Genomic DNA, 23,201 nt, shown 5'->3' on the forward strand with positions numbered 1-23,201 from the left:
GAATCTCCTAGCTTACTATTGTGCGGAGCGGCGATGTTGCGAACAACTAATCATGCTTTTTTATCCGATTTGACGCTTTTATCAAGGAGTTGCGAAATGATTGTGTCAGTTATTTTATTTTTCGTGAATATCCCAAGGAATTTGCCGTTAGTGTCAGTTACAGGAATTCCTGGCACATCGTATTTGGTTAATGTCCAAAACACAAATTTGACATCAGTTTTATCTTCTACATGGACATGTAAAGCCCCTAATCGTTCCAAATCGTCACTGGCGACCTTTTCCTTTTTATAAGGCTTAGACCATTGCTCTTCAATCAATGTGCGTACATGTGTAACCGTTGAGCGCTCTCTTAACATCCTTGCAAGCGGAAAACTTTTTACATTGGTGATTTTTCTTTTTGCAAGATCATTTTCCATATCTTCAACTAATTGCTCAAGTTCGGATTTTGGGAACTTGGTAATAAATCTTTTTGCGGTTGTAAACCCTAAGTATTTTCCAGATTCGTCAACAAAAACAACATATTCCAAGAATGCCCGGCGTGATAGCACGTGGATGTATTGCCGTAGCGGTATAAAACCTACTCGTTTCCCTGCTTTGTCTAATGCTACAAGCAATATCTTCGATTTCGTGATCTGCTCAAGATCGTAGTTGATGATCTTATATAGTTCTTGAATCCCTCCTTTCTTTTGGGTTGCAAGAACTTCAGGATGAACCTCGAGCTTCTCGAGTAGATTTGCGGAGACTGGCTTGTCAAACTCGAACTCCATTCCTGCTATGCTTGCCTTGGAAACATTTCCTGCAAGTAAAAACGCCAACACAATTAGCAATGGAATTGCAGATATCAGGACAAGTATCCATTCGTTCTCAATTTTCCTGCCTGTCCACAAAGGAAAACATCTAACCAGAACAAACAACAAGCCATAGAAGGCAATACCGCTGAATATCGCGCTGAAAATTATCCAGCCGCTTACTCTTCGTTGATTATTCATCACAACAATCTCCCTTGACTTTCACTCTTCTCCACTTCCTCCTGGACACGATCCCTCCCCGCCAGGAACCCATCGAGCAACTTCTTTTCCTTGCTCTCCAGCGGAAGTGTCTCGGAGATCGCCTGTGCCACACGATAGAAAGCCTCACTCTTGCCGAAGCCACGGTCGGACAGCGCCTTGACCATCTCGCTGCGTTGACCTTTCTCCCAGAGCAGCAATGCCTTGTGCATCACGTCGATCATGTCGCGCGGATCGTCCAGGTCGTCCAGTTTGCGCCCTTGCGGACCCAACATGCGGACAAATTCCTTCTCCTTCTTGATGAAGCCGTTCTTGCTGAATTGCAGACTCAGGTCGAGACCGCACGAATGCGCCAGTTTATTGGCTTCATCAAAGGGGACAAGTGCTTCGCCGTAGTTCCAGCGCCAGAGGACGTAGAACCTTGCCATCGGCGTGATCTCTGCCGCAAAGCCGTTGTGCAAGATTTGCTTGACGGCGTAATTCGTCGCAATCGAGCGGACATCTTCCAGCAGGCGGTCAGCGCGGACGATGTTGCCTTCATAATCCATCACCTGCGCATACTTGCCAAAGACCTCGATGGCGGAACCAATGGCGGCAATGAAGAAATCTCCGCCGCCAATGCCTTCTTCCCACAGGCGATGAAGTTTGGCGTCTAAATGTTGCTGCAATTCATTGCGAACGTCATTATAGAAACCTGTTGGGTTTCGCGGCATTTTTCGTGCAACAATGTAAATTGACGACGCAAGTGCTGCGGTTTCTTGTGAATTGACTCTGCCTTCCCTTTCGGTGTCAAGAGGCCATGCTTCAGTAACAACAAGATTTGAATCCAGTAAAGAGTCTACAAGAACTTCCCATCCCTTTGTTGATTTATGTGCATAAACAATAACAGCAATGCCATTGGGCTTTAAGACTCGATAAGTTTCTTGAAATGCTTTTTTCAGCATTTCATCAAAGAATTGTGTCGCTTTTTCCTGCCCACCTTGGCGGATAGCATTAGCAACAATTTCACCTTGTTTTGGAACAAGGGGTGTAGAAAACAACTCAGGGTAAAGAAAACCAATTGACCTTTTTAGCCAAACATAGAAAAAGTCGGATAATTCTGCATAATTTATATTATCGTAATATGGCGGATCAGTTAGTATTGCATCGAAATAGTTTTCTTCATACGGAAGAGAAACAGCCGAACTTTGCGTAGAGATTACAGGCTTATTTGATGTCAAACTAGCGTGGGCAATCCAATCATTATTTTTTTCAATTGCTGTTTCCCATCCAGCGGCTTCAGGATTAAAAGGGTTTGCTTCGGCATAATCCCAAACCATTGGCAAAGCCTGTCGTGCAAACGTTCCTTTTACTCCACGACCACCAGTGTAATTCCAGAGGCATAACGTCGAGCCAAAATCTGCAAGTCTATCAATTCCAAATGCTAAGTAAGTAGCAACTGCTTTGAAAAACTCCGGGTTTTGATTGTCAATTTGATGTACTGCTATCTGCCGAACTTTTTCAATAAAAGTTATCAACGACAATTTCTGTCTTGAATTAAACAGTTCTTCCCATCTTGTATAACCATACCCTCTACCAGCAACAGTATTGGGATCTTTAGTGTTCATCGGCTCATCAGGAATAGGGTCCATTCCCCATTCAGGCATCAGTTTTTCACGCTTTTGTTTAAGAACCTGCTCTGCTTTGTGGAAAATATCAATATCTTTGTTTGTTGCAATTCTATAGATCTTTCCTTTAGTTTTCCGCTTTATCAACGCCACAGCAATCAGACGCTGACCTGATTTTTTATCTTGAAACAGTTTTCGAGTGGTTTCTCCGTCAACAACTGCACCGCAGTGCAGGCATGTTGCTACGGCGCGATTGACCGTCCCGTTTTCAGGGTTGAAATCTTTTGGCATTTTGTCATAGTCGTCACCTACAACACGAAACTTTAAATCGCCTTTGACAACTTCTGGATAAAGTGCAATGTTGCGGGTACCTTTTGCAAGCCAAAAGCCACGCATGAGTGGTATTTCTTTTCCACAAGACGGGTTTTGACATGGAATTGTTCTTGCCCAAATATAGCCGACGGGAAGACTGCCATCAGGATCAGAAGGATAAAATTCTTCTAATTCTTTATATGCTTCCTCCAAGACATGTTTTCCCCAATACCGCACCGCGTTCAGGAGTGGATTAAAGTCTGTTGATTCCGAACCAATTGTCGGGTCGAAAAGAGCGGGTTGTTCCTCCTGCTTCTTCTTTCCCTTTCCTTTTTCCCCTCTCTTCTCGGGGGAGGGGCTAGGAGTGAGGTCAGGTTTCGCCCAATCAGGCATTCCCTCAAACGGACGCCCAAATTTCTGCGGGTATTCCATTGTGGCTTTCTCGACTAGCACCGCCACGGGGTTGTAATCGTTGGCGTAGGATTCGCACCCCAGGCGCAATGCCTCCAACGGGTACGAACCGCCGCCCGAGAACGGGTCGAGCACTTTGGGCGGCACGCCGCCGTTCGCTTCCAATATCTCTCGGCGGGCGCGTTCCAGCAGGCTCTGGTTGTTCGAGTTCTCCCACTGGCTCAACTGGACAATGAAATCGCGCTTCTTCTGCCATTCTTCGGCGTCTTTGGGCGCGGGCGTCAGCGCGGCATAGGCAGTGGCGCGGCTGGCGGCAAGCGGACGGCGCGCCCACCAGATGTGCAACGTGCTGATATGTCCTTGACGGATATTCTTCTCGTACGCAGACGCTTCGCCCACCTCTTTGACGGGGAAAGATTCTTCGATAAAGCGACGGAAATCACGCGCCTCATTCTGACCTTTAGCCTGCTTGCCGTTGCTCATGCACGTTCTCCCTTTGACTGAATCTCGCTTGCCGATACCATATAACGGACTTCCACCTGCTCTTCGGGCTTCAACAACGCCGCAGGGTTTTGCACCTTGTACAACAGGGGCGTTTTGGACGCGTTCAACACCGCGTACAGATAATACTCATCGCCAAACCGCTTCGCCTTGAACCATTCGTTCTGAGTCAGTGCCACCGCGCCGATCTCCGCTCTGGCTTTCACTTCGATGTAGCGCTTATGCCCATCGGGCGAAGTCGAGCGCACATCGAAGCCCAAATTCTCCTTCGACACATCCTCAGGCGTCCAGCCCTGTTCGCGTTCATGCTGCATGGTCATATCCATTCCAATTTTCTCGATGTCTGCGTCATTCACCATTGTCGCATCAATTTCAGGCACAATTCTTGCCATCCCAATAAAGCGCGGCGACCCAATCGATAAACTACGTTCCTGTTGTAAGCCTGTTCGTAATTCCTGCAAAGCGTGCTCATAACTGGCTTTCTGATCTTCCTTCGGTTTGATGAAACGCTCTACATTCTCGCCCATGTCGCGTCTGCTGTACAAACCAATCAAATCGCCATCCAGTTTCAGAATCAAATGCTCCAACGAGCGTACCCCATACTTTTCCTTGATCGCCGCCTGCCGTTCACGTTCTGTCAGCAAAGTAGCTTTATATTTCTCCAACTCAGGCAATAACACGCTAAAGGCTTTTTTCTTGAGCGCTTCGACATCCACATTTTCTTCATTATCGCCGCCCTCTTTTAGATCCCAAAGGACGGCCGGGTTGACGGCAGCGATTTCACCAGAGTTTATATCATTGAACAGGGCAAATAAACGTGTGCCTGTGACATGCCCGCGCCCGTCTAAAATCTCACCCTGATAAAACAATAGAATGCCATCCATCTTGCCATCGGGATCAGTAAAAACCGCGCCTTGCGAAAGTGTATCCGCCAGATTGCGTTCCACCCAGATCATCAAGGCTTCGAACAGCGGGTCTCCAAATGAGATGAATTCCGCCTGCGAAATCCGCATGGCAGATTCCTTGTCAAACGTTGCCAGCGGGTAACGCCGCTGCAGGCTTCCGAACTGCCGTCGGAACGTTTCCTCCTCCGCGATATTCTTCAACTGAAAGGGGACCGAGTCAATGCTCAGGAACGAGCCGGGCGGGAATTCCTTCATACTCTTTTTCGTCCATTTGCCTTCCAGGACCTCGAACGCCCGTTTGAAGAACGCTTCGGTATATTCGGGAATCAAGCGATACTCACGCGCCTGGTCTGCCTTTTCCTTGATGCGCGTGTAATCAATGTAGCGCGTGGCAAGGCTCTCGCCAAGGTTATCCCGTACGCGCTGGATGTATTCCCTGTCAACGGTGATGTTGATCTCTTTCAATATCTCATCCATATTGCGCGCGCCCGCCGCCGCTTCCACCATGATCTGAGCCAGTCCCTTACCTTGCACAATATCGCCCAACACATCAAAGACTTTATCCGAACCAAGCGCTTCCTTGATTTCGGTGATCTTGTCGAACAAGGCTTTCATCACGCGCCCTTCACGCGTATCTTCAGCAACCAGATTGAAAATGAAAACTTCGCGTGTCTGCCCGTAGCGGTGGATACGCCCCATGCGCTGTTCAAGTCGGTTTGGGTTCCACGGCAGGTCATAGTTGATCATCAGGTTGCAGAATTGCAGGTTAATACCTTCGCCCGCCGCTTCGGTGGCGATCATCACCTGTGCTTCGTTCTTGAACGTCCGCTCGGCATTGATACGTTCTTCCAATCGCATCCCGCCGTGAATGGTGCAAACCGTGTAGCCCCATTTTTCTTTGATGTGCTTTTCAAGGTGGGTGAGTGTATCGCGCGATTCGGTGAAAATCAAAATCTTCGCGCCAGGGTGTTGCTGGTCAAGTCTTGTCAATGAATCTTTGAAATGCCGTAACTTGGCTTCGCTCTCCGAGTCTACAATGGCTTTCGCCTTGCGAATTAAATCCTTGAGCGTTTCGATCTCTGCCCGCAGTTCATCCTGATTTTCTGCCACACTGAGCGTCTCCCAAACTTCTTCCTGGGCCCAGCGGGTCTGCTCGTCTTCATCTTCTTCATCGTCGTTCGGGTTGTAGGCTGTGTACCCGTTACGGTTGTTCTGCGTGGCACCTTCCAGTAATTCATCCAAACGCTTCTTTCTGCGTTCCAATGATTTCAACAGCGCAAATGTGCTTGATGCAAGACGTCTTTGCAAGATGACCAATGCAAAGGCGATGTTGCGACGCTTATCCTGTTTGGTCAACGCCTTGTTATATTGCTCGTTCACGTACTTCGAGAGAGCGTTGTATAAGTCAACTTCCTTCGGGCTTTCAATTCCCAACCTGAACGCCACCGTATCCACGTAGCGGGGCAGGAATAATGGCTTGCCTTCAAAGTCTTTCAGATCTTCCTTTACTCTGCGAATGAACAGCGGGTTTTCCTGGTTGCGAATGGACTCAGCCACCATGTCTGTGGTCGCAAAGAATCCAGGTTCCAACAAATCCAAAAACAGTCTAAAATTCTCGGGGTCGCCGCGGTGGGGAGTAGCGGTCAGGAATAATAAATTCGTGCTGATGTCCGAAAGCACTTCGCCCAGCTTGTAACGTCCCGTCTTATCCAACTTCTCCCCATATCGATACGCAGACATCTTGTGTGCTTCGTCCACGATGATCAAGTCAAAGCGGGAAGAAGCCAGAGTTGCCGCCACATCGTCCTGCTTGGCAAAGTCAATCGAAGCAATCAACTGGTTTTCACGTGTCCAAATATTTTGCCCATAGGAAGCATCCATCAGTGCACGTCCGACGGTGACGAAATGTTCTTCGAACCGCTCGTGCATTTCGCGTGCCCATTGCGGTTTCAAGTGTCCTGGTGCAATAATCAACACACGTTTGACCAGATTGCGAAGTTTCAACTCCTTGATGATCAATCCCGCCATAATGGTCTTGCCTGCCCCAGGGTCATCTGCAATCAAAAATCGGATGCGTGGCAACTGCAACACAAACCCATACACCGCTTCGATCTGATGGGGAAGCGGGTCAACCTTGCATGTATTCATCGCCAACAGCGGGTCATATAGCGAAGCATACCGATACCGTTTGGCTTCGACTGAAAGAAATACACTGCGCGGTTCCGCACGAAATAATTCGACTGCATTTTCTTGCATCGCTTGCAAGTCAACTGCCTTGATCAATCCATCCCAATACTGTCGTGAGTTTACAAGCGTCCCAGCCAAACGGACATAATCCCCTTGTTCTTCAAGGAGAATAACTTCTATCGGTTCGGGCCACTGTGAGCCGCGCAAGATACTTCCACGTTTTATATTCGTCATGAAGTTTCCTTGCGAGGGTTCTCCCCGCATATTCTCCAATTCTACCCGACCCGTCCCAAAATAATCATCCACCACCCGCAGGCAGGAACAGGATCGCCTTCACGAGGGACTTGTCCACCTTTAAGGTACCGACGAAACCGGGCGCATCGGCGTGGGGGGAGAGGGCGACGATATAACTGCTGTCCGTTTCGTCGAGCAGGTAGACCGTCTCGCTCACATTTCGTTCGGTCATGGGCGCGCCGAGGTTGCGCAGTAAGGCGGCGTTCTCCGGCGTGCATGAGAGGCGGATGCGCGAAGGGATGCCCATGCCGATCGGGTCGCGCGCGCCCATCATGCCGGCCGTGCCGTAGTAAAAGGCGGAATAATGATAGACCTGCGCGAGGAAGGTCAGGACGGCGGTCATTGCCGCCTGCCCGTTGACGACCTGACGGATGACGTTATCCACCGGAAAGAGATAGACCCTGATGACCTGCATGGCGGGGAACAAATATCCCAGCGCAGAGGCGAAAAACCAGAACCACCACGACCTGAAAAAGGAATTCGAGGATGTCGTCAACCGCGCCCAGGCGTATAACAGACCGATGCCCGACAGCATCGAAACGATATTGATGATCTCGAGAATGTAGATGTCGTTGATATTACGGGTGGCGATCAGAAGGGCGGGCAGGCTGGCGAATACGAATACCCCCGCCGTCTGGAGCAGGAAGATGATGCCGACTACCAGGTATTTCACTTTGAGGATCTGGTATTCCACAAGTCCGCGCCGCGCGAGGTTGAGATTGACGATCAACCCGCCGATGATGTAGGTGATGCCGAGCACGACGGCGCTGGCGGTGGCGAGATTTTGAATGAATTCGATCAGGTCCATGAAAGGTCTTCCCTTGTCCTTGTTCCATCCTGCTGACGAAGCCTGAAGATTCCGCGTTTCAGGTTGTTCGATTTTACCCGACCCTCACCTTGTCCAGTCAAGAATTAAACTGTCACATTTGAAGGGAGGGGGCGGCAATCGCCGCGAGATACAGTCAGCCGAATTTTCAAACCCCGAATGAAGGGTACGAATCGCCAGTTCACCCCCTTTCGTATAGGCATATCAACCCGCCTCGTTCGGGGCAGGGGCGAGGAATCATTTCTTCGACTTCTTTTTGCGGGGGAATCCCCTCCATAAATTCTTTATGCGTTCCTGCGCAAGGTTGGTGAAGACCGGCTTGACGATGGGGATGACCACCGAGGAGACGAAAAACCCGAGGACGGCCACGCTCCATTCGCCGAGGGTGGACGCGCCGATGAAGGGTTTCAGCAGGAAGAGGAAGCGGTTGAAGGGCGGGCGGATGTATGCCAGCGTGATGCCCTTGCGCGGGTCCACGACCGTCCAGCGCACGGTTTCCTTGTCCAGATAAGGGAAGCGCTCCAAATTCGCCGCCATAGTGGCGGCATAGAAGGAATCCCTGGGGAAGTCCAGCAGTTCCACATCGACGGTGGGGCACAATCCCGATTCGCAAAACATGCCCTCCAGCTCACCCCCGTCCGGAAGAAGGACGGAGAAATTCCCGTTCGCGTCCATGCCGAGCGGGGCGATGGTGACCTCGTTCAGCAGAAATCCCGCCGGGCGGCTGGTCACCACCCTTGGGGGCAGGTCCACCGGTTCATCGCCGCTTCCCGATACGATCTGCTCGCGCAGTTCGAGGGTGACATTGTCCACCATCCCCACCTGGACATGATACTGGTAGATGGATATGCTGATAGAGCTCGTGAAATAATACTGTGCGGTGTATAAATTTAAGAACGCCAGGAGCGCCAGGGGGAGGCCGCATCCGAAGGCCAGCAGGAGGATGACGATGACGACCCGGCCGAAGACTCCCGACCTCTTAAAGCGGTCGATGATCGAAGCCGCGAACAGATAGAACAGCCAGGCCGCGGCGATGCTCCCCAGAAAGACGAGCCCCGCCAGATAGTTCGTGGCGAGCAAGCCGATCAGCGCGGCAAGGAAGAGCAGGAGCGCCGCGTAACTGACAAGCCTGCGCCAGGAGGGGACGACGTTGATTTCCATGAGTTGTTCCTTTCACTGCCATATAACGCGTCATTTTGTCATTTCGCCGGGCGATAGCGGGGAGAAATCCCGGTTTGCGCAAACAGGATCTCTCGCGGCGCAAAGCGCCACTCGAAATGACAATTTCAAAACGCTCTCTTGAACGCGCCCCGGTCATCCCGCCCGCTCGAACCGCCGCAATAATTCCATTATAGGAAGTTCAGCGCGCAATTCAAGCCCTTCCCCCGCAAAGCAAAACCCGCCGGTCTTTCCGGCGGGCTACTGTTTAGGAGGAATGTTTTGTGAGCGTGATCGAAGTCTGGGGCTGTTTCTTCCCCTTCTTCAGTTTGCGCTTCTCCTTGATGTCGTGCCTGGGTTTCTTCTTTTTTTCCTTCTTTTCCTTGTCGCGGTTGTGACCCATGTTCTGCTCCTTTCGGAATAAATATTCAGGTCCTGCAGTTGAATCTTATAACATATCGGCTTGAAAAACAACCCGGTTTGGCAGGGCACATGCGCAGATCGAGATCGAGACCCTTCCAAAGGAGTCTCCACACCGCCTCATTTCGGCTTGCGGGTATAGGCTAACGCGAACCAGAGCAGAATCACCACAAGCGCCGCGAACGGAACCCAGGCAAGCAGGGCGCGCTGGAAGAGCACGCTTCGGAAGGGCGCTTCGGCGGCGGGGTTTGCGGCATACCATTTGCCGTCGTATTCCGAGGTCCCGTCCACGACGCCGTCGTAATAGACATAGCCCGTGTAGGGGTAGTAATGCAGTTCATCGAAAGGCAGGTCCCTGGGCTTGTCGTCCACGAACTCGACGTACAGGCGCACGATCTGGTATCCCTGCCCGGCTTGGGCGGGCGGGGGAATCTCGCCCTGCGAGAAGTCGGCAAAGGCGAAGTAATCCCCGGTCAGCGCGGCCTGGGTCACATCGATCTCGCCGATGATGCCCGGTCCTTTGATGGCGATGTAATCGAACCCGCCTTTGGCGAGGGCGGTATTGAAGAGCAGGATGGACGCGAGCGCGAGAAGCCCGGTCAATTGTTTGATGCGCATGGAACTCTCCGTATGTAAGATGGCTTGATTCTACCCACAACGCGGAGGATCGCTGTGACATAAGTCCGCATGGGATGCTTTCCCGCCTCTTTCATGACCTGGGCAGGTGTCCGCCCGCCTCAGCCTGGTCCAACACCTTTTGTATGGTGCGGATCAACTCGCGGGCGGCGCCCTCGCTCAACTCCACTGCGACCCGTGCGCCGAGTCCCTGCGACTCGTTGACGAAGTCGATGTTGAGCGCGTGCTCGAAGGGCGCATCGAAGGGATGGTCATACGAGACGTTCGCCTGTTCCAGTTTGAACCAGCCGTTCACGCCCCTGCCGCTGCCGTTTATCTTTACCTTTTCGACGATCATGGTGCACATGGTTGCCTCCAGAAACAGACCTGACAGGTTTTTGAAAACCTGTCAGGTCTTCGATTACGATAAATATCTCTCCAAAAACGCCCAGACCCTGCCCCAGCCGTCCATGGCTTGCGCCTGCCTGTACGAGGCGGTATGGTGATAGAAGAATCCGTGACCGGCGCCATCGTAGCGGTGGAACTCGTAGGTCTTGCCGTGCTTCTTCAACTCCGCTTCATGCTGGTCCACTTGCGCGGGCGTGGGGCTGGAGTCGTCGTTGCCGAACAAACCCAGGATGGGGCAGGGCAGGTCGCGGGTCAGTTCGTGAGGCGAGACCGGGGTTTTGGCGTTCAACGCATCGGGCGCCATGACGACGCGCCCGCCCCAGCAATCCACGACCGCATCGAATCCCTTCACGCGGCAGGCGGTGAGATAGGCATGTCTGCCGCCGGAGCAGGTGCCGAAGATGCCGACCCTGCCGTTCGAATACGCCAGCGCGCGGATGTATTTCATGCCGCCTTCGAGGTCGCCCACGGCGGAGTCATCCGCGATGCCGCCGTCCCCGCGGACCTTCGCCGCGACATCCTCGGGCGTGCCGTGCCCCGCGCGGAAGTACAGGTTGGGCGTGATGACGATGTAGCCGCGCAGGGCGAACTTGAGCGTGGTTTCGCGGTACCACTGGTCCCAGCCGGGCATGTGATGCGCCAGCACCATGGCGGGGAAGGGTCCGTCGCCGAGCGGGCGCGCGAAGAAGGCGTTGATCGCATCGCCGTTCGCGCCGGTCATCGTGACGGTTTCCGCCATCAAGCCTTCGTATTGGTCGGTCGTATACATGGGGCGCTCCTTTGTTATCGGTGTTATTTCGAGTATAGCATGGTGACATGCAGGTGACGAACTTGTGACGGACGTCACTGACGGGGGCGAAGCGCTTCTGTCATAATAAGGTCGACCTTATGATTTTGAAAAGGAAAACCTTATGACCTTTCCCCAGTTGAGCGAAAGCACCGAGATGTACCTGAAAGCCATGGCGGAGCTTGGAAACCGCGACGTGGCGATCTCGAGCCTGGCGGCGCGGCTGAACGTGACGAACGTTTCAGCCAACGAGATGATGCGCCGCCTCGGCGAACAGGGGTTGGTGAACCATGTGCCCTATAAGGGGGTCACGCTGACGAAGAAGGGGCGCGAGGCGGCCTCCAACGTCATCCGCAGGCAGAGGCTTTGGGAGTGTTTTCTGTACGACCATTTGCACATCGAATGGGCGAAGGTCTACGAACTTGCCTGCGCGCTCGAACACGCCACCGCGCCCGAAGTGACCGGGGCGCTGGCGGACTATTTGAACCATCCGCAGACCTGCCCGCGCGGCAATCCCATCCCCGATGAGAACGGCGTAACGATCCCCTTGAAGGGCAGGCGCCTGACCGAAATGAAACCGGGGGAGCAGACGACGGTGCTGGCGGTGGATGCGACCGCGACCGAGGTCCTCAAATATTTGCAGGACCGCGATCTTTTACCCGGCAGCGAGATCATCCTGATGGAAGCCGCGCCGCTTCAGGGTCCGCTCACCTTGAGCGTGGAGGGGAGGGAGGTTGTGTTGGGCTTATCTGCCGCGGAATTTGTGATCGTGAAATCGTAGGGACGGGGTCTCCCCGCCCGTGAATGAGAAACTTGAATAAGAATCAGGGAACAGAGCCCTCAAGGTTTGCCGGCAACTTGGCTCAAGCCGCCGACCCCGGCGGCGTGCCACGAGTAAATCCTTCGCCAAGGACGGCGGAGGGAGCAGGTCCTCTACAAACAATTAGCGCACCCAATGGAAAGCTGACAACGCCATGCCTGAAACCATCCAACTCCACCTCCTGAGCCCGGGGCAGAAAGCCGTCATCCTGCGCATCCGCGGCACGGGCGCCATGCGCCGCCGTTTCGTCGAGATGGGCATCGTAAAAGGGGAGACGATCCTGATCGAACGCCATGCCCCGCTGGGCGACCCGGTGGAATACGTGATCAAGGGGTATCACCTTGCCCTGCGGAAAGAGGAAGCCGCGCTGATCGAGGTTTCCCCCCATGCCTGACCTGACGATCGCGCTGGCAGGCAACCCGAACGCGGGCAAGACGACCATCTTCAACGCGCTGACGGGCTTGCGCCAGCACACCGGCAACTGGCCCGGCAAGACGGTCGAGAAGAAGGAAGGGGAGATCGAGCATGACGGGGTCCGAATCAACATCGTGGACCTGCCCGGCACCTACAGCCTGACGGCGTATTCCCCCGAAGAGATCATCGCGCGCGATTTCATCATCGAAGAACGCCCGGACGTGGTCATCAATGTGGTGGACGCGACCAACCTGGAGCGGAATTTATATCTCACCGTGCAGATCCTCGAACTGGATGTGCCGGTCGTCCTCGCGCTCAATATGACGGACGAGATGCAGAAGGACGGCGCGCGCATCGATACAGATCACCTTTCACGACTGCTCGGGAACATCCCCGTGGTGCAGACGACCGCCAACAAGGACAAGGGTATTTCCGAACTGATCGACGAAGCCGTTCGCGCGGCAGGTTGAAACCGATCACGGCGGTCGCAAATATATATAAAAATCTTTGTGACCCATTGCGGTCAATTAGGCAGACATGACGACATCCGCGACGAACCCTTTATTCAAACTCGATTACGGCGGAAAGATCGAACGCGAGATCGAAAAACTGATCGAAGCCTTCGGCGAACTGCGGTTCGACCCCGGGCGCTACCCCAAACGCTGGCTTGCCATCAAACTGCTCGAAGCCGACGCGGAGATCTTCGAACGGGTCCGGTCGATGCCGGAGGGGGAGCGGGTGATCGCGCTCGCCAAAGAAGGCGCGGAACATGTCTCGTCCATGCTGGGCGATGACTTCGACCTGCTGACCGCCGACCGGCGCTATGGGTTCATCAACGGCGTGGTGCGGCAGTCGCTTCACCGTCCGCGCCTGGACCGCATCACCCTGACCGACCGCATCGACGACATCGTCACGCACAAGTGGCTCGGGCTGCCGGTCTTCTTCGCGGTGATGTATGTCGTTTTCAGGCTCGTGATCGATGTCTCTTCGCCGTTCCTCGATTGGATGGACGCGGTCATCAACGGTCCCATCGCAAATTGGATTCGCTTCCTGCTGAACCTCGCTCCGCTCCCGGCGTGGACCCATTCGCTGGTCATCGACGGAATCATCGCCGGGGTGGGAGGCGTGCTTGTGTTCGTCCCCGGTTTGGTGATCCTATATTTCTTCCTGGCCCTGCTCGAAGACTCCGGTTACATGTCCCGCGCGGCTTTCGTGATGGACCGCTTCATGCGCGTGGTAGGCTTGCACGGCAAATCGTTCATCCCGATGATCCTCGGTTTTGGCTGCGCGGTCCCTGCGATCTACGCCACGCGCACCATCTCCAGCCGCAGAGACCGCGTGCTGACCGCGTTGCTCGTCCCGTTGATGTCCTGTTCTGCGCGTTTACCGGTGTATGTTGTGTTCGGTCTCGCCTTCTTCGGCGCGCGCGCCGGGACGGTGATCTGGGCGATGTATGCATTGGGCATCCTGGTGGCGATGCTGGCTGGGATGGTTTTCACGCGCACGATCCTCAAACCGGATGCTTCCTCCGCGTTCGTGCTGGAGTTGCCGCCCTACCGCCAGCCTTCACTGAAAAGCGTCTTGATCCACATGTGGGAGAACACGCGCGAATTCGTCCGCAAGGCTGGGACGATGATCCTGCTCGCTTCGGTCGTGATGTGGTTCCTGCTCAACCTGCCGTGGGGCGTGGGAGATCAGCGCGATTCGTATTTTGGCAGGGTCAGCGGCGCGATCTCGCCGGTCTTCGCTCCGCTCGGTTTTGGCAATTGGGAAACGGGCGGCGCGCTGGTCACCGGTTTTATGGCGAAGGAGATCGTGGTCAGCACGATGAGCGTGATCTATCTCGGCGGGGCGGAAGCGCAACCAGTCGAAACATCGACCCTTGGCGAAGACCTCATCGGCATCGTCCGCGGATTTGGCGAGGCGTTCGTCAGGTCCGGGCGAATCTTTCTGAGCATCATCCCCGGTGTGGACCTCGTGGATGAAGAATCCGGGGGCGAAGATACCGCATTGAGCGTCGCCCTGCGCAATCACTTCACTCCGCTGAGCGCGCTTTCACTGCTGGTCTTTGTCCTGCTGTACGTGCCATGCGTTGCGACCCTGGGCGCGATCAAACATGAATTCGGCGCATCCTGGGCTGTGGTCTCGGCTGTTTATCAAACCGCCGTTGCGTGGCTGGCGGCATTCATCGTCCATCAAGGCGGCCTGCTGTTCGGGTTGGGATAGCATATGCTAAGTCGATTGATCGACCTGCTCGCAGCGAACGAGAACGGCATGAGCCTTTCCGAGATCAGCCGCGCGTTGAACGCGCAGCCTTCAGCGGTCCTTTCGATGATCGACCTGCTGGTTCAAAAGGGGAGGCTGATCGAGATCGGTCCCGACGGGAAATGCTGCACCACCTGCGGCCTCGAAGCGGAATGCAACCTGCTTGCCGCGCGCGGGAAACGTTACCTGCTTGCGCGCGAATTGGGGAATGAAGCGCCGCGCCTCGCGCTCACCTGAACCTGAATCCCTTTTCCCGATGCATTTCTTCCGCCGTATCCGATTTCCGCAAAGGTATAATTTTGCTCCAAGCGGCGTCCCCGCCGCCGAGGACTGCGGCGGGAGCGCTTTTGGAAAGAATCTATTGTTCCGCACGAAGACCGGAGGGCAGCATGCCAGACTCGGACGACAAGGAGTATCTTGTGACATTATTCGAATATGCCCCCGTCTCGCTGTGGGAGCAGGATTTCAGCCGGATCAAAAAATCGTTCGATGAACTGCGCGCTCAGGGGGTCAAGTCGCTGGATGCGCACCTGGTGATGCATCCCGAATTCGTCGACCTGTGCATGTCGCAGATCCGCGTGCTGGATGTCAACCTAAGAACGGTCGAGTTATTGAAAGCCGATTCCAAGGAACGATTGCTGTCCAACCTCGGACAGGTCTTCCGCGACGGGATGCGGCACCATTTCAGCGACGAGCTGCGCGCCCTTTGGAACGGCGATGTGGAATGGTCTGGCGAGGGCGTCAATTACACGCTGGGCGGCGAGCCGCTGGATATTATTTTGCATTGGCGCATCCTGCCGGAGTATGAAAAAGGCTGGGAGCGCGTGCTGGTCACTCTCGAGGATATTACGGCGCGCAGGCAGGCGGAGCGCAGGCTGCAGAGTCTATTCGAAGCCTCGCCGATATCGTTGTGGGAGGAGGATTACAGCGAGATAAAGAAGTATTTCGATGCCCTGCGGGCGGAGGGGGTCACAGACCTTCAAGCATATCTGGACGCCCACCCCGAGGCGGCATTGCAGTGCGCAGGCATGATCAAGGTCCTGGATGTCAACCAGCGGACCCTGGACCTGTTCGCGGCGGATTCCAAAGCGGATCTTGTATCGAACCTGGGAAACGTCTTCCGCGATGAGATGGGCAGGCATTTCGCGAAGGAGCTGGTCGACCTGTGGAACGGCAGGTTGATGTATGAGCGCGAGGGGATCAACTACTCGTTGAACGGCGACCCGATCAATATCCTTCTGAACTTCCGCATCATGCCGGGACACGAGGACGATTTCAGCTGGGCGCTGGTCTCCATACAGGACATCACAGCGCGCAAGAAGGCGGAGGAATATCTTCAATATCTGGGCACGCACGACGTCATGACCGGGCTTTTCAACAGGGCTTACTTCGAAGAGACCATCCAGAAACTTGAGACGAACCGGACCGATCCGGTCAGCATCATCATCGTCGACCTGAACTCGCTCAAAAAGACGAATGACAGCCTGGGTCATCGGGCCGGGGATAAATTGATCCGTCGTGTTGCCGAGGTTTTAATCGCCGGATTCAACGACGATCAGGTCGTGGCGCGCCTGGGCGGGGATGAATTTGCAGTTGTGCTGCCCGGCAGGGACGAGGCTGAAACGACCGAAATGCTGAAGCAGCTTCAGACCCTCGTCGACATCAATAATAAATATTACCGTGAACCCATCCTGAGCCTGTCGGCCGGCGCGGCTGGCAGCAAACCGGGCTTGAGTCTTGAAAAGGTCATTCAACTTGCCGATGATGCCATGTATATGAACAAAGCCGAGCATCACCACCGCCGCAAGGACGATTAGATTGCCCCAATTAATGCGTAGATGCCGAACACAAAAATGATCGTGCCCGAAATGCGGTTGATCCAGGCCATGTGAGTTTGGGTCATTCTGTCTCTGAGAATCCCCACGCCGAAACTGAGGGTCAGCCACCAGGCAGCCGAGCCCGCAAAGACTCCCGACACCATGACCAGCGGCGAGCCGGTCGTTTTTCCCAGCATCGTCCCCGCAAAGATGGCGGCGAAGGATAGGATGGTCATCGGGTTGGTGAGGGTCAAAAAGAAAGTGGAGGTGTACATGCTCAACAATCCGCCCTGCGAGGCATTTGCGGGTTTATCCGCGGGTTTTTCCAGAAACGTCTTCACGCCCAAATAGAGCAGGAACGATCCGCCTGCGATCCTCAGCCAGAACGCATTTTCGACGAGCAGCCCGGTGACGGCGGTCAGCCCGAAGGCGGCGATCGCGCCATAGATCATGTCCGCGCTGGCGGCGCCCAACCCGGAAACGAAGCCCGCCAGGCGGCCGTTCGCCAACGTGCGGCGGATGCATAATACGCCGATCGGTCCGACCGGCGCGGCGATGGAGATCCCGATGATGAAGGCGCGGAGAAAAAGCATATGTCACCTGCAGGCGATTTGGTAGGCATCCAGGTCCCGGTTCTTGTGCAGGGCATTGAAATTCATCCGATTTGCCGCCTCACAGAACATCCGCGGGGATAGATCGTATTCGATCACGAAGACAGGTTTGCCAGACTCGACAAAGGGCAAAAGCAGTTCGCACTCGTTGTATGAGAAACATTCCTCGTTGATAATCCAGTCGAAATACGGGAGCAGGTCTTCGATCTGGTCAAGGTCGTTCTTCAAGCCGATGGCCAATCCGCGCTCGTGCGCCGCCCCTGCAAGAAAGATATTGAACTCGATCTGATCTTCATATGTCAGGGGAAAACCCGTATCCGATTCGTATCCGTTGACGTTATCCGGGTCCACGCCGTCGCAGCCTTTGTTGACCGCCAGGTCAAGCCGCCTTTCAAGGACCGGTCGCAGGCTTTCGATATTTCGAATATCCAGCCAGGATTCACCTTCCCACTCATGCATTGGTTTGCCCAGTGTTTCAATGGGAAAGTCGCCTGCATCCGGCCGCCAGTCTTCGTACGAACCGGCGCTGAAATAACAGACGACGAGAACGCCCCGATCTTTGATCATTTGAATCTTATCCGCACCGATATCAAACAGGTCGAGGTTGTACATATCCACATCCAACGAATAATCCACCGCGCCTGAATATTGGATATGCCACGTCATCTTTGAAGGAAGCCCAACCCCGGCATCTCGGCTGCAGGAAGATGTCGCTAGAAGGACCAATAAGCAAAACAGACAAGGCAGGGTTACCGGCTTGATTGACATTCGAACAAAAAAAGACAGCCGATTAGTGCATGGCTGTCTTTCATCTTGTCTTTACGCGTTTGCGCCGCGGCCGAACCACGTGGTCCACTCGCGCTTTTCCCACAACACCAGGATCGGAGCCGCCACGAAAATGGAGGAGTAGGTTCCGCTCAGGAGACCTACCAGGAGAATCACAGCGAATTCCTGGAGGGTTATCCCGCCGAATAATGCCAGGGAAAGCAGAAGAAATTCAACGGTCATCAATTGGGTGTTGATCGAACGCTGAAGGGTCTGGACGATGGAATGGTTGACAAGGGTTTCGTATTCGAGCCTGCGCAGAAGGTTTGCGTTCTCCCGGATTCGGTCGAACACGACCACCTTGTCCTGCACCGAAAAACCGATGACAGTCAACAATGCGGTCAGGAAGAGGGCATCCATCTGCCAATCGAAGTAACGAGCGCCGATCCCGGCGATGCTGAAAACGACCGCCACGTCGTGTACCATGGCAATGATCGCGCAAACCCCGTACCGGAAGGCGTTTTGCACTTTTCTAAATGCCAGCGTGATGTAGATCACCACACCCAATGCCGCGACCCCGACCGCCAATGCCGCGCGCGATGCGACCTGCGCCCCGATGGTCGGACCGACGCTGTCGAAGCTGATCACAGTCACCGGCTCGCCGGTGGCTTCCTGCATGGCTGTCAGGATTTCGTCGCGCGCTTCGTTTGTCAGGAAGGAGGAGCGGATCTGCACGGATCCCGTCTCGGTTGTCGTGACCTGGGCGTCATCGATGCCGGCTTCTTCATAGATCGAGATGATGGATTCCGTGTCGAGTCCCTTGCCCTCGGCAAAGGTCACTTCAAAAAGGCTTCCGCCTGTGAAGTCGATCGAAAGGGGCAGCCCATCCACGGCAAGGAGGATCAACCCGGGCACGATCACAAAGAGGGAGAATAGAAAGTACAGGTAACGTTTGCTGAGTATATCGATCATGGGAATATCCTATATGCCAAACCAGAGGTCGTAATTCTTCGGCTTGAAGCCCTGCAGGAAGATGACGAGCAGGGTTCGGGTGACGTAGATCGCGGTGAAAAGAGAGATGCCGACGCCGAGAGCGAGGGTCAGCGAGAAACCCTTGACGATGGTGGCACCGAAAGTGGAGCCGAACCAGAAGAGGATCAACGAAGTGATGATGGCGGCCAGGTTCGAATCGCGGATGGAGGACCAGGCGCGGGTCCAGCCCTGATCGACCGCCTGCGCGAGATTCCTGCCGTTGCGGAGTTCCTCCTTCATTCTTTCGAAGATGAGGATGTTCGCGTCGAGCGCCGCGCCGGTGCTGAGCAGAAAGCCGGCGATGCCGGGCAGGGTCAATGTGAAGTGGAACCATTTGAACACGGCGAATGCGATCGCAGCATAGATCAGGATGGACAGCACCGCCACAATGCCGGGAAGGCGGTAGTACAGGATCATGAACATTGCCACGATCACCATGCCGATCAACCCGGCTCGCAGGCTTTTATTCAACGAGTCCGCGCCGAGGGTTGGACCGATGATGCGGGTCTCGACGATCTTCAAGGGCACAGGAAGCGATCCGTAGCGCAATTGCACCGCAAAGGCGTTGGCGGATTCGAAGGTAAAGCCGCCGGTGATCGTCCCTTCACCGCCGGTGATCGCGCTTTCGATGCGGGGAGATGAAATGACCTGTTTATCGAGCACGATGGTGAGGAATTTGCCGACATTCGCGGAGGTGTGATCGCCGAAGATCCTCGCGCCTTCCGATTTCAACCGGAAATTGATCACGTAGTTCGTGGCTAATTGGTCCTGCCCGACCGTGACAGCGTCAAGTTCAGAGCCGGTCATGATGGTGTGATAAAGGACCTCGCCGCTTTCGGGTAATTCAACCGGTTCACCCGTGGGGCTGTAATCTGTGTTAAGAATTGTGCCCTCTTCGGGGCTGTAATCGCCGGTGTCCACGAATTCCAAAAGACCCGTTTGTTGAATGGTCGCCAGCACGGATTCCGTATCTTCCAGCCCGGGGAATTCGCCCACAATGCGGCGGTCTCCGGCAATCTGGATGACATTTTCATTGACACCCAATGCGTCGGTGCGCTGTTGAACGATATCACGGGCGATCTCCATGGCTTGCGAATCGACCTGCTGGCTGGCAGGGATGTCGGCTTCGAGCAGAACTTGCAGCCCGCCTTGCAGGTCAAGTCCCAGACGGGGTTCGACATTGCGTGAGAAAAGGGCTTGATTGTTCACCGGGTTTAGGATTTCGATGTCGTTGCTCAGGTCGACCCATAAAGCGAACGCAAGGATCAGTGCGATGATGGCGATGCGGTTGGTTAGGTTTCGTATCATGCGGGGGTTTCTCCATCCATGAAAATGTGGCGCTTATGCGCCACGCGGGCGACATTATACTCCCACTCGGAATTCAAGTCTATGGATTTACATTCACAAACCGCTTCGGGGCGTGGGGAAGGCCAGGATCACCGCCCAAAACCTGGGTCCACGCCGGAAGCGGGGCAAGGCTCGATCCTAGATCCGGCTCTTCAAGAACTCGAGGGCTTGGGCGAGGACTCCGCTTTCGTCAGCCGTGTTGGTATCGATGAACAGGTCGGCGTGCTCGCGGGCATGCGCGAGGCGTCGGAGCTGTTCTTCATGATCGGCGGGAGTCCAGTTCAGCTTGCGGCGATTGGTGGAGTTTTCGAACGAGCAGCCAAGATAGATCAGAATATCCGGCTTGGTGATGACCTTCCACATTTGCTTCGCGTACGAATGTTCCTGTGCGATGTGACGACAGCGGAAGCCGTGTCTTTCCAACCCGGCAACCAGCGTGGATTTTCCCGCCCCGCACGGACCTACAATACCGATCAGCGGGCTTTCATCCCGCGCGGGAGTCGCCGGGTCACTCATTTGCCTGGATCAGGGTTTGCAATTGCGCCGAACTGCCAAGGACAGCAATGGTATCCCCGGCGTGGAGTTCGCTTTTATCCGTCGGGTGCATTTCGGAGCGATGGTCGTGGCGTAACAGGACCACGTTCAAATGATAGTTGTCTTCGATATGACCGACGGTTTTGTTCGAAAGGGGTGAATTTTCATTGATGGTCAATCTTGCCAGGCTGAGCAATTGCCCTTCGATGGAGATCGGGTTGGTCACATCCACCCCGGCGGCGGCAGAGGCAAAGACGGGTGCCGCCATTTCTGTTGCGCTCAAGGCGACGAAACCGAATTGTTCCTGCAGGGCATGGGCGAAGTCCTCATCGAAGATGCGGATGACCACCTGGATCTTCGGATTCATACTGCGCGCCTTTAGCGCGATCTGCAGGTTCATCGCGTCGTTCTGACTCGCCAGGATGATCGTGCGCGCGTCCTTGATATTTGCCGCTTCGAGCGCGGCCGGACGGGTGGCATCGTCATGAATGACCGGGATGTCGAGTTCGCGCACCGCGGCGACAGTGTCCCCGTTGGCTTTGAGATCGATCACGGCGATGTTTTCGTTCATCTCGTGCAGTTTCATCGCTACCCGGTAGCCGAGATGACCCAGCCCCACGAGGATGATGTGATTGTTCATGGTGGAGGCGACTGCCATTTCCCACTCCTTGTTGCGTGATTTTCGATTGAAGAGAAGACTTGCAAAATCGGCCAGGCCCTGGGCGAGAGCGACCAAGCCGACGATGGGCATCAGAAAATGAAAGGCCTGCAGGAGGATATGGTGCGGAAATTCGCGGTTTGGCGGCTGTAAAAAAGTGGAGATCAAAACGATGTAGATCGACTCGGCGAGGGAGTAAACCGGCTCATTCAATTTTTCCGAAAGAAAATGATATAGAATGCCGCCACCCAATACAGCCGAAGAGAACCATAGCAACGGCGTCCGGAATTCCCGCATGAGGATGGTGGTATCGCGAAAACCCGCCTGGATGTGCCGCAAGCGATGCTTGTCGAAGGGATAACGGGATTTAGGCATGAATCGGCAGGCGGACGGTCATGCGCCGCACATTGTCCCCCGTCAACGACGAGACGCGCAGGATCAAAACACTGATATCGTCGGCGGGGCGGTTGTCGTCGAGTCGTACAGCCTGGGCGAGAAGGCTATCTGCCAATTCCTGGGGGCTGGGGTCCTGGTCTTCGATCAGGGATCGAATCGTGTGGCGCACGTCCATCGGTTCGCCGCGGCGTTCTCCCGCGTGACTGATCCCGTCGGAAAAGATGACGATGGTCAATCCCGCTTCGATGGTGAGTTCGGTTATGATCGGACGCACATTGCGTGAAATGCCCAACGGAACACTGTCTTCGGCGTGTATATCGATGTTCTCGCCGCGGCATATGAACATGGGGGCGGGATTGTTCCGGGTCAATACGATCGTGTTGCTGTGCAGATCGACCGACGCAATATTCAGGGTGCAGGTCACTTTGCCCGCGCGTTCGGCGAAGAGGGCATCCGATGCCGCCCTGGCTGCCGCTCCATCGCGCACGCCTTCTGCGATCAGGCTGATCACCTTGCGCACCACCATCATGGAAACCGCTTTTGCGCCGCGACCGCTGGTCTGGCCATCGGCAAGCACTACAGAAAGCCCGCCGGTGGGGCGTTCGATCACTTCAAGCGTATCCCCGCTTTCAGATACCGCGTATTTGTTGATCTTCGCAACTGCGATCTGGAGTTCCATGCTTCGGATTTTACTTCCAATTCGACTTGACGTCACTGCCTTGCGCATATATAATCATCGCGCTTCGTAAAAAACCAGACCAGACGGGCATGCGCCCGTCTGATGCATGTATAAAAGGAGAACGTTTCATGACACCCCATCCAAAGCGCAAACATTCGAAGGGCCGCCGCGACCGCCGCCGCTCTCAGGACGCATTGATCGCCGCGAACCTCGTCACCTGTTCCAACTGCGGGAATAAACGCCTGCCGCATGTGGTCTGCCCGAACTGCGGGCACTTCAAGGGGCGCGAAGTGTACGAGGTCAAGAAAGAAAAGAAATCCTCCGAATAATCGAACGGGTCGTGACATTCGCGACCCGTTCGTGTTTTAATGGCAGATGTCATTGCGAGGGCGCTCTTGGTTTTGCCCGAAGCAATCTCCCAGATT

Annotated in this window: 22 protein-coding genes; 7 read left to right on the plus strand and 15 right to left on the minus strand. The window is 54.7% G+C overall.

The features are described 5' to 3' along the window. Nucleotides 1-50: 50 nt before the first annotated feature. The 8 genes from HS100_16120 to HS100_16155 all read right to left on the minus strand — a co-directional run bounded on the left by HS100_16120 (nt 51) and on the right by HS100_16155 (nt 11,420). Nucleotides 51-989 carry a CBS domain-containing protein gene (locus tag HS100_16120; protein MBE7435442.1) on the minus strand — a complete coding sequence of 313 codons (939 nt, stop codon included), beginning with the start codon at nt 987-989 and terminating at the stop codon, nt 51-53. After that, entirely contained in the window at nt 989-3,820 is a 2,832-nt protein-coding gene (locus tag HS100_16125; protein MBE7435443.1) for a DUF1156 domain-containing protein, read from the minus strand. The genes HS100_16120 and HS100_16125 overlap by 1 nt, the downstream gene beginning before the upstream one ends. Then, nucleotides 3,817-7,164 carry a DUF3883 domain-containing protein gene (locus HS100_16130; GenBank protein ID MBE7435444.1) on the minus strand — a complete coding sequence of 1,116 codons (3,348 nt, stop codon included), beginning with the start codon at nt 7,162-7,164 and terminating at the stop codon, nt 3,817-3,819. Before HS100_16130 ends, HS100_16125 begins: the two co-directional genes overlap by 4 nt. A 64-nt stretch (nt 7,165-7,228) precedes the next feature. Beyond that, a complete protein-coding gene (locus HS100_16135; GenBank protein MBE7435445.1) occupies nt 7,229-8,032 on the minus strand; it encodes a hypothetical protein in 804 nt (267 codons plus the stop codon). Between the two features lie 255 nt (nt 8,033-8,287). Further along, entirely contained in the window at nt 8,288-9,211 is a 924-nt protein-coding gene (locus HS100_16140) for a hypothetical protein (protein ID MBE7435446.1), read from the minus strand. Between the two features lie 537 nt (nt 9,212-9,748). Beyond that, the gene (locus tag HS100_16145) at nt 9,749-10,246 is read right to left on the minus strand and encodes a hypothetical protein (protein ID MBE7435447.1); all 498 of its coding nucleotides are present in this window, start codon (nt 10,244-10,246) and stop codon (nt 9,749-9,751) included. A 91-nt stretch (nt 10,247-10,337) separates the two neighbouring features. Next, on the minus strand, nt 10,338-10,610 hold the full coding sequence (locus HS100_16150) for a hypothetical protein (GenBank protein MBE7435448.1): 273 nt from the start codon (nt 10,608-10,610) through the stop codon (nt 10,338-10,340). 54 nt (nt 10,611-10,664) lie between these two features. Continuing rightward, a complete protein-coding gene (locus HS100_16155) occupies nt 10,665-11,420 on the minus strand; it encodes a dienelactone hydrolase family protein (GenBank protein ID MBE7435449.1) in 756 nt (251 codons plus the stop codon). A gap of 142 nt (nt 11,421-11,562) precedes the next feature. On the opposite strand from HS100_16155, the gene HS100_16160 reads away from it, so the two are divergent. The 6 genes from HS100_16160 (at nt 11,563) to HS100_16185 (ending at nt 16,754) form a co-directional block, all read left to right on the plus strand. Continuing rightward, nucleotides 11,563-12,219, plus strand: coding sequence for a metal-dependent transcriptional regulator (locus HS100_16160; protein ID MBE7435450.1), 657 nt, complete (start codon nt 11,563-11,565; stop codon nt 12,217-12,219). Nucleotides 12,220-12,412: 193 nt separating this feature from the next. Next, nucleotides 12,413-12,652, plus strand: coding sequence for a ferrous iron transport protein A (locus HS100_16165; GenBank protein MBE7435451.1), 240 nt, complete (start codon nt 12,413-12,415; stop codon nt 12,650-12,652). Beyond that, a complete protein-coding gene (locus HS100_16170) occupies nt 12,645-13,142 on the plus strand; it encodes a 50S ribosome-binding GTPase (GenBank protein MBE7435452.1) in 498 nt (165 codons plus the stop codon). The genes HS100_16165 and HS100_16170 overlap by 8 nt, the downstream gene beginning before the upstream one ends. A gap of 67 nt (nt 13,143-13,209) precedes the next feature. After that, nucleotides 13,210-14,898 (plus strand): ferrous iron transport protein B, encoded by a 1,689-nt coding sequence (gene feoB, locus HS100_16175; GenBank protein ID MBE7435453.1) that lies wholly within the window; start codon nt 13,210-13,212, stop codon nt 14,896-14,898. Between the two features lie 3 nt (nt 14,899-14,901). Beyond that, nucleotides 14,902-15,174, plus strand: coding sequence for a helix-turn-helix domain-containing protein (locus tag HS100_16180; GenBank protein ID MBE7435454.1), 273 nt, complete (start codon nt 14,902-14,904; stop codon nt 15,172-15,174). 152 nt (nt 15,175-15,326) lie between these two features. Then, complete coding sequence (locus HS100_16185; GenBank protein ID MBE7435455.1) at nt 15,327-16,754, plus strand: GGDEF domain-containing protein; 1,428 nt, start codon at nt 15,327-15,329, stop codon at nt 16,752-16,754. Here HS100_16185 and HS100_16190 read toward each other — a convergent pair. The 7 genes from HS100_16190 to HS100_16220 form a co-directional block, all read right to left on the minus strand. Next, nucleotides 16,751-17,347, minus strand: coding sequence for a LysE family transporter (locus HS100_16190; protein ID MBE7435456.1), 597 nt, complete (start codon nt 17,345-17,347; stop codon nt 16,751-16,753). The genes HS100_16185 and HS100_16190 overlap by 4 nt on opposite strands. A gap of 3 nt (nt 17,348-17,350) precedes the next feature. Beyond that, nucleotides 17,351-18,133, minus strand: coding sequence for an endo alpha-1,4 polygalactosaminidase (locus HS100_16195; protein MBE7435457.1), 783 nt, complete (start codon nt 18,131-18,133; stop codon nt 17,351-17,353). A 51-nt stretch (nt 18,134-18,184) separates the two neighbouring features. Then, nucleotides 18,185-19,102: a protein translocase subunit SecF gene (gene secF / locus HS100_16200; GenBank protein ID MBE7435458.1), complete on the minus strand. Its 918-nt coding sequence runs from the start codon at nt 19,100-19,102 to the stop codon at nt 18,185-18,187. 9 nt (nt 19,103-19,111) lie between these two features. After that, nucleotides 19,112-20,470, minus strand: a complete 1,359-nt coding sequence (gene secD, locus HS100_16205; GenBank protein MBE7435459.1) for a protein translocase subunit SecD — start codon at nt 20,468-20,470, stop codon at nt 19,112-19,114. A 177-nt stretch (nt 20,471-20,647) separates the two neighbouring features. Continuing rightward, the gene (locus tag HS100_16210) at nt 20,648-21,025 is read right to left on the minus strand and encodes a hypothetical protein (protein MBE7435460.1); all 378 of its coding nucleotides are present in this window, start codon (nt 21,023-21,025) and stop codon (nt 20,648-20,650) included. After that, on the minus strand, nt 21,018-22,076 hold the full coding sequence (locus HS100_16215; protein ID MBE7435461.1) for an NAD-binding protein: 1,059 nt from the start codon (nt 22,074-22,076) through the stop codon (nt 21,018-21,020). The genes HS100_16210 and HS100_16215 overlap by 8 nt, the downstream gene beginning before the upstream one ends. Continuing rightward, a complete protein-coding gene (locus HS100_16220; protein MBE7435462.1) occupies nt 22,069-22,776 on the minus strand; it encodes a SpoIIE family protein phosphatase in 708 nt (235 codons plus the stop codon). The genes HS100_16215 and HS100_16220 overlap by 8 nt, the downstream gene beginning before the upstream one ends. Before the next feature lie 128 nt (nt 22,777-22,904). Here HS100_16220 and rpmF point away from each other — a divergent pair, with 128 nt between their 5' ends. Continuing rightward, nucleotides 22,905-23,105 (plus strand): 50S ribosomal protein L32, encoded by a 201-nt coding sequence (gene rpmF / locus HS100_16225; GenBank protein MBE7435463.1) that lies wholly within the window; start codon nt 22,905-22,907, stop codon nt 23,103-23,105. Nucleotides 23,106-23,201 lie beyond the last annotated feature (96 nt).

This window comes from Anaerolineales bacterium, from assembly GCA_015075725.1.
GTDB lineage: Bacteria > Chloroflexota > Anaerolineae > Anaerolineales > Villigracilaceae > Villigracilis.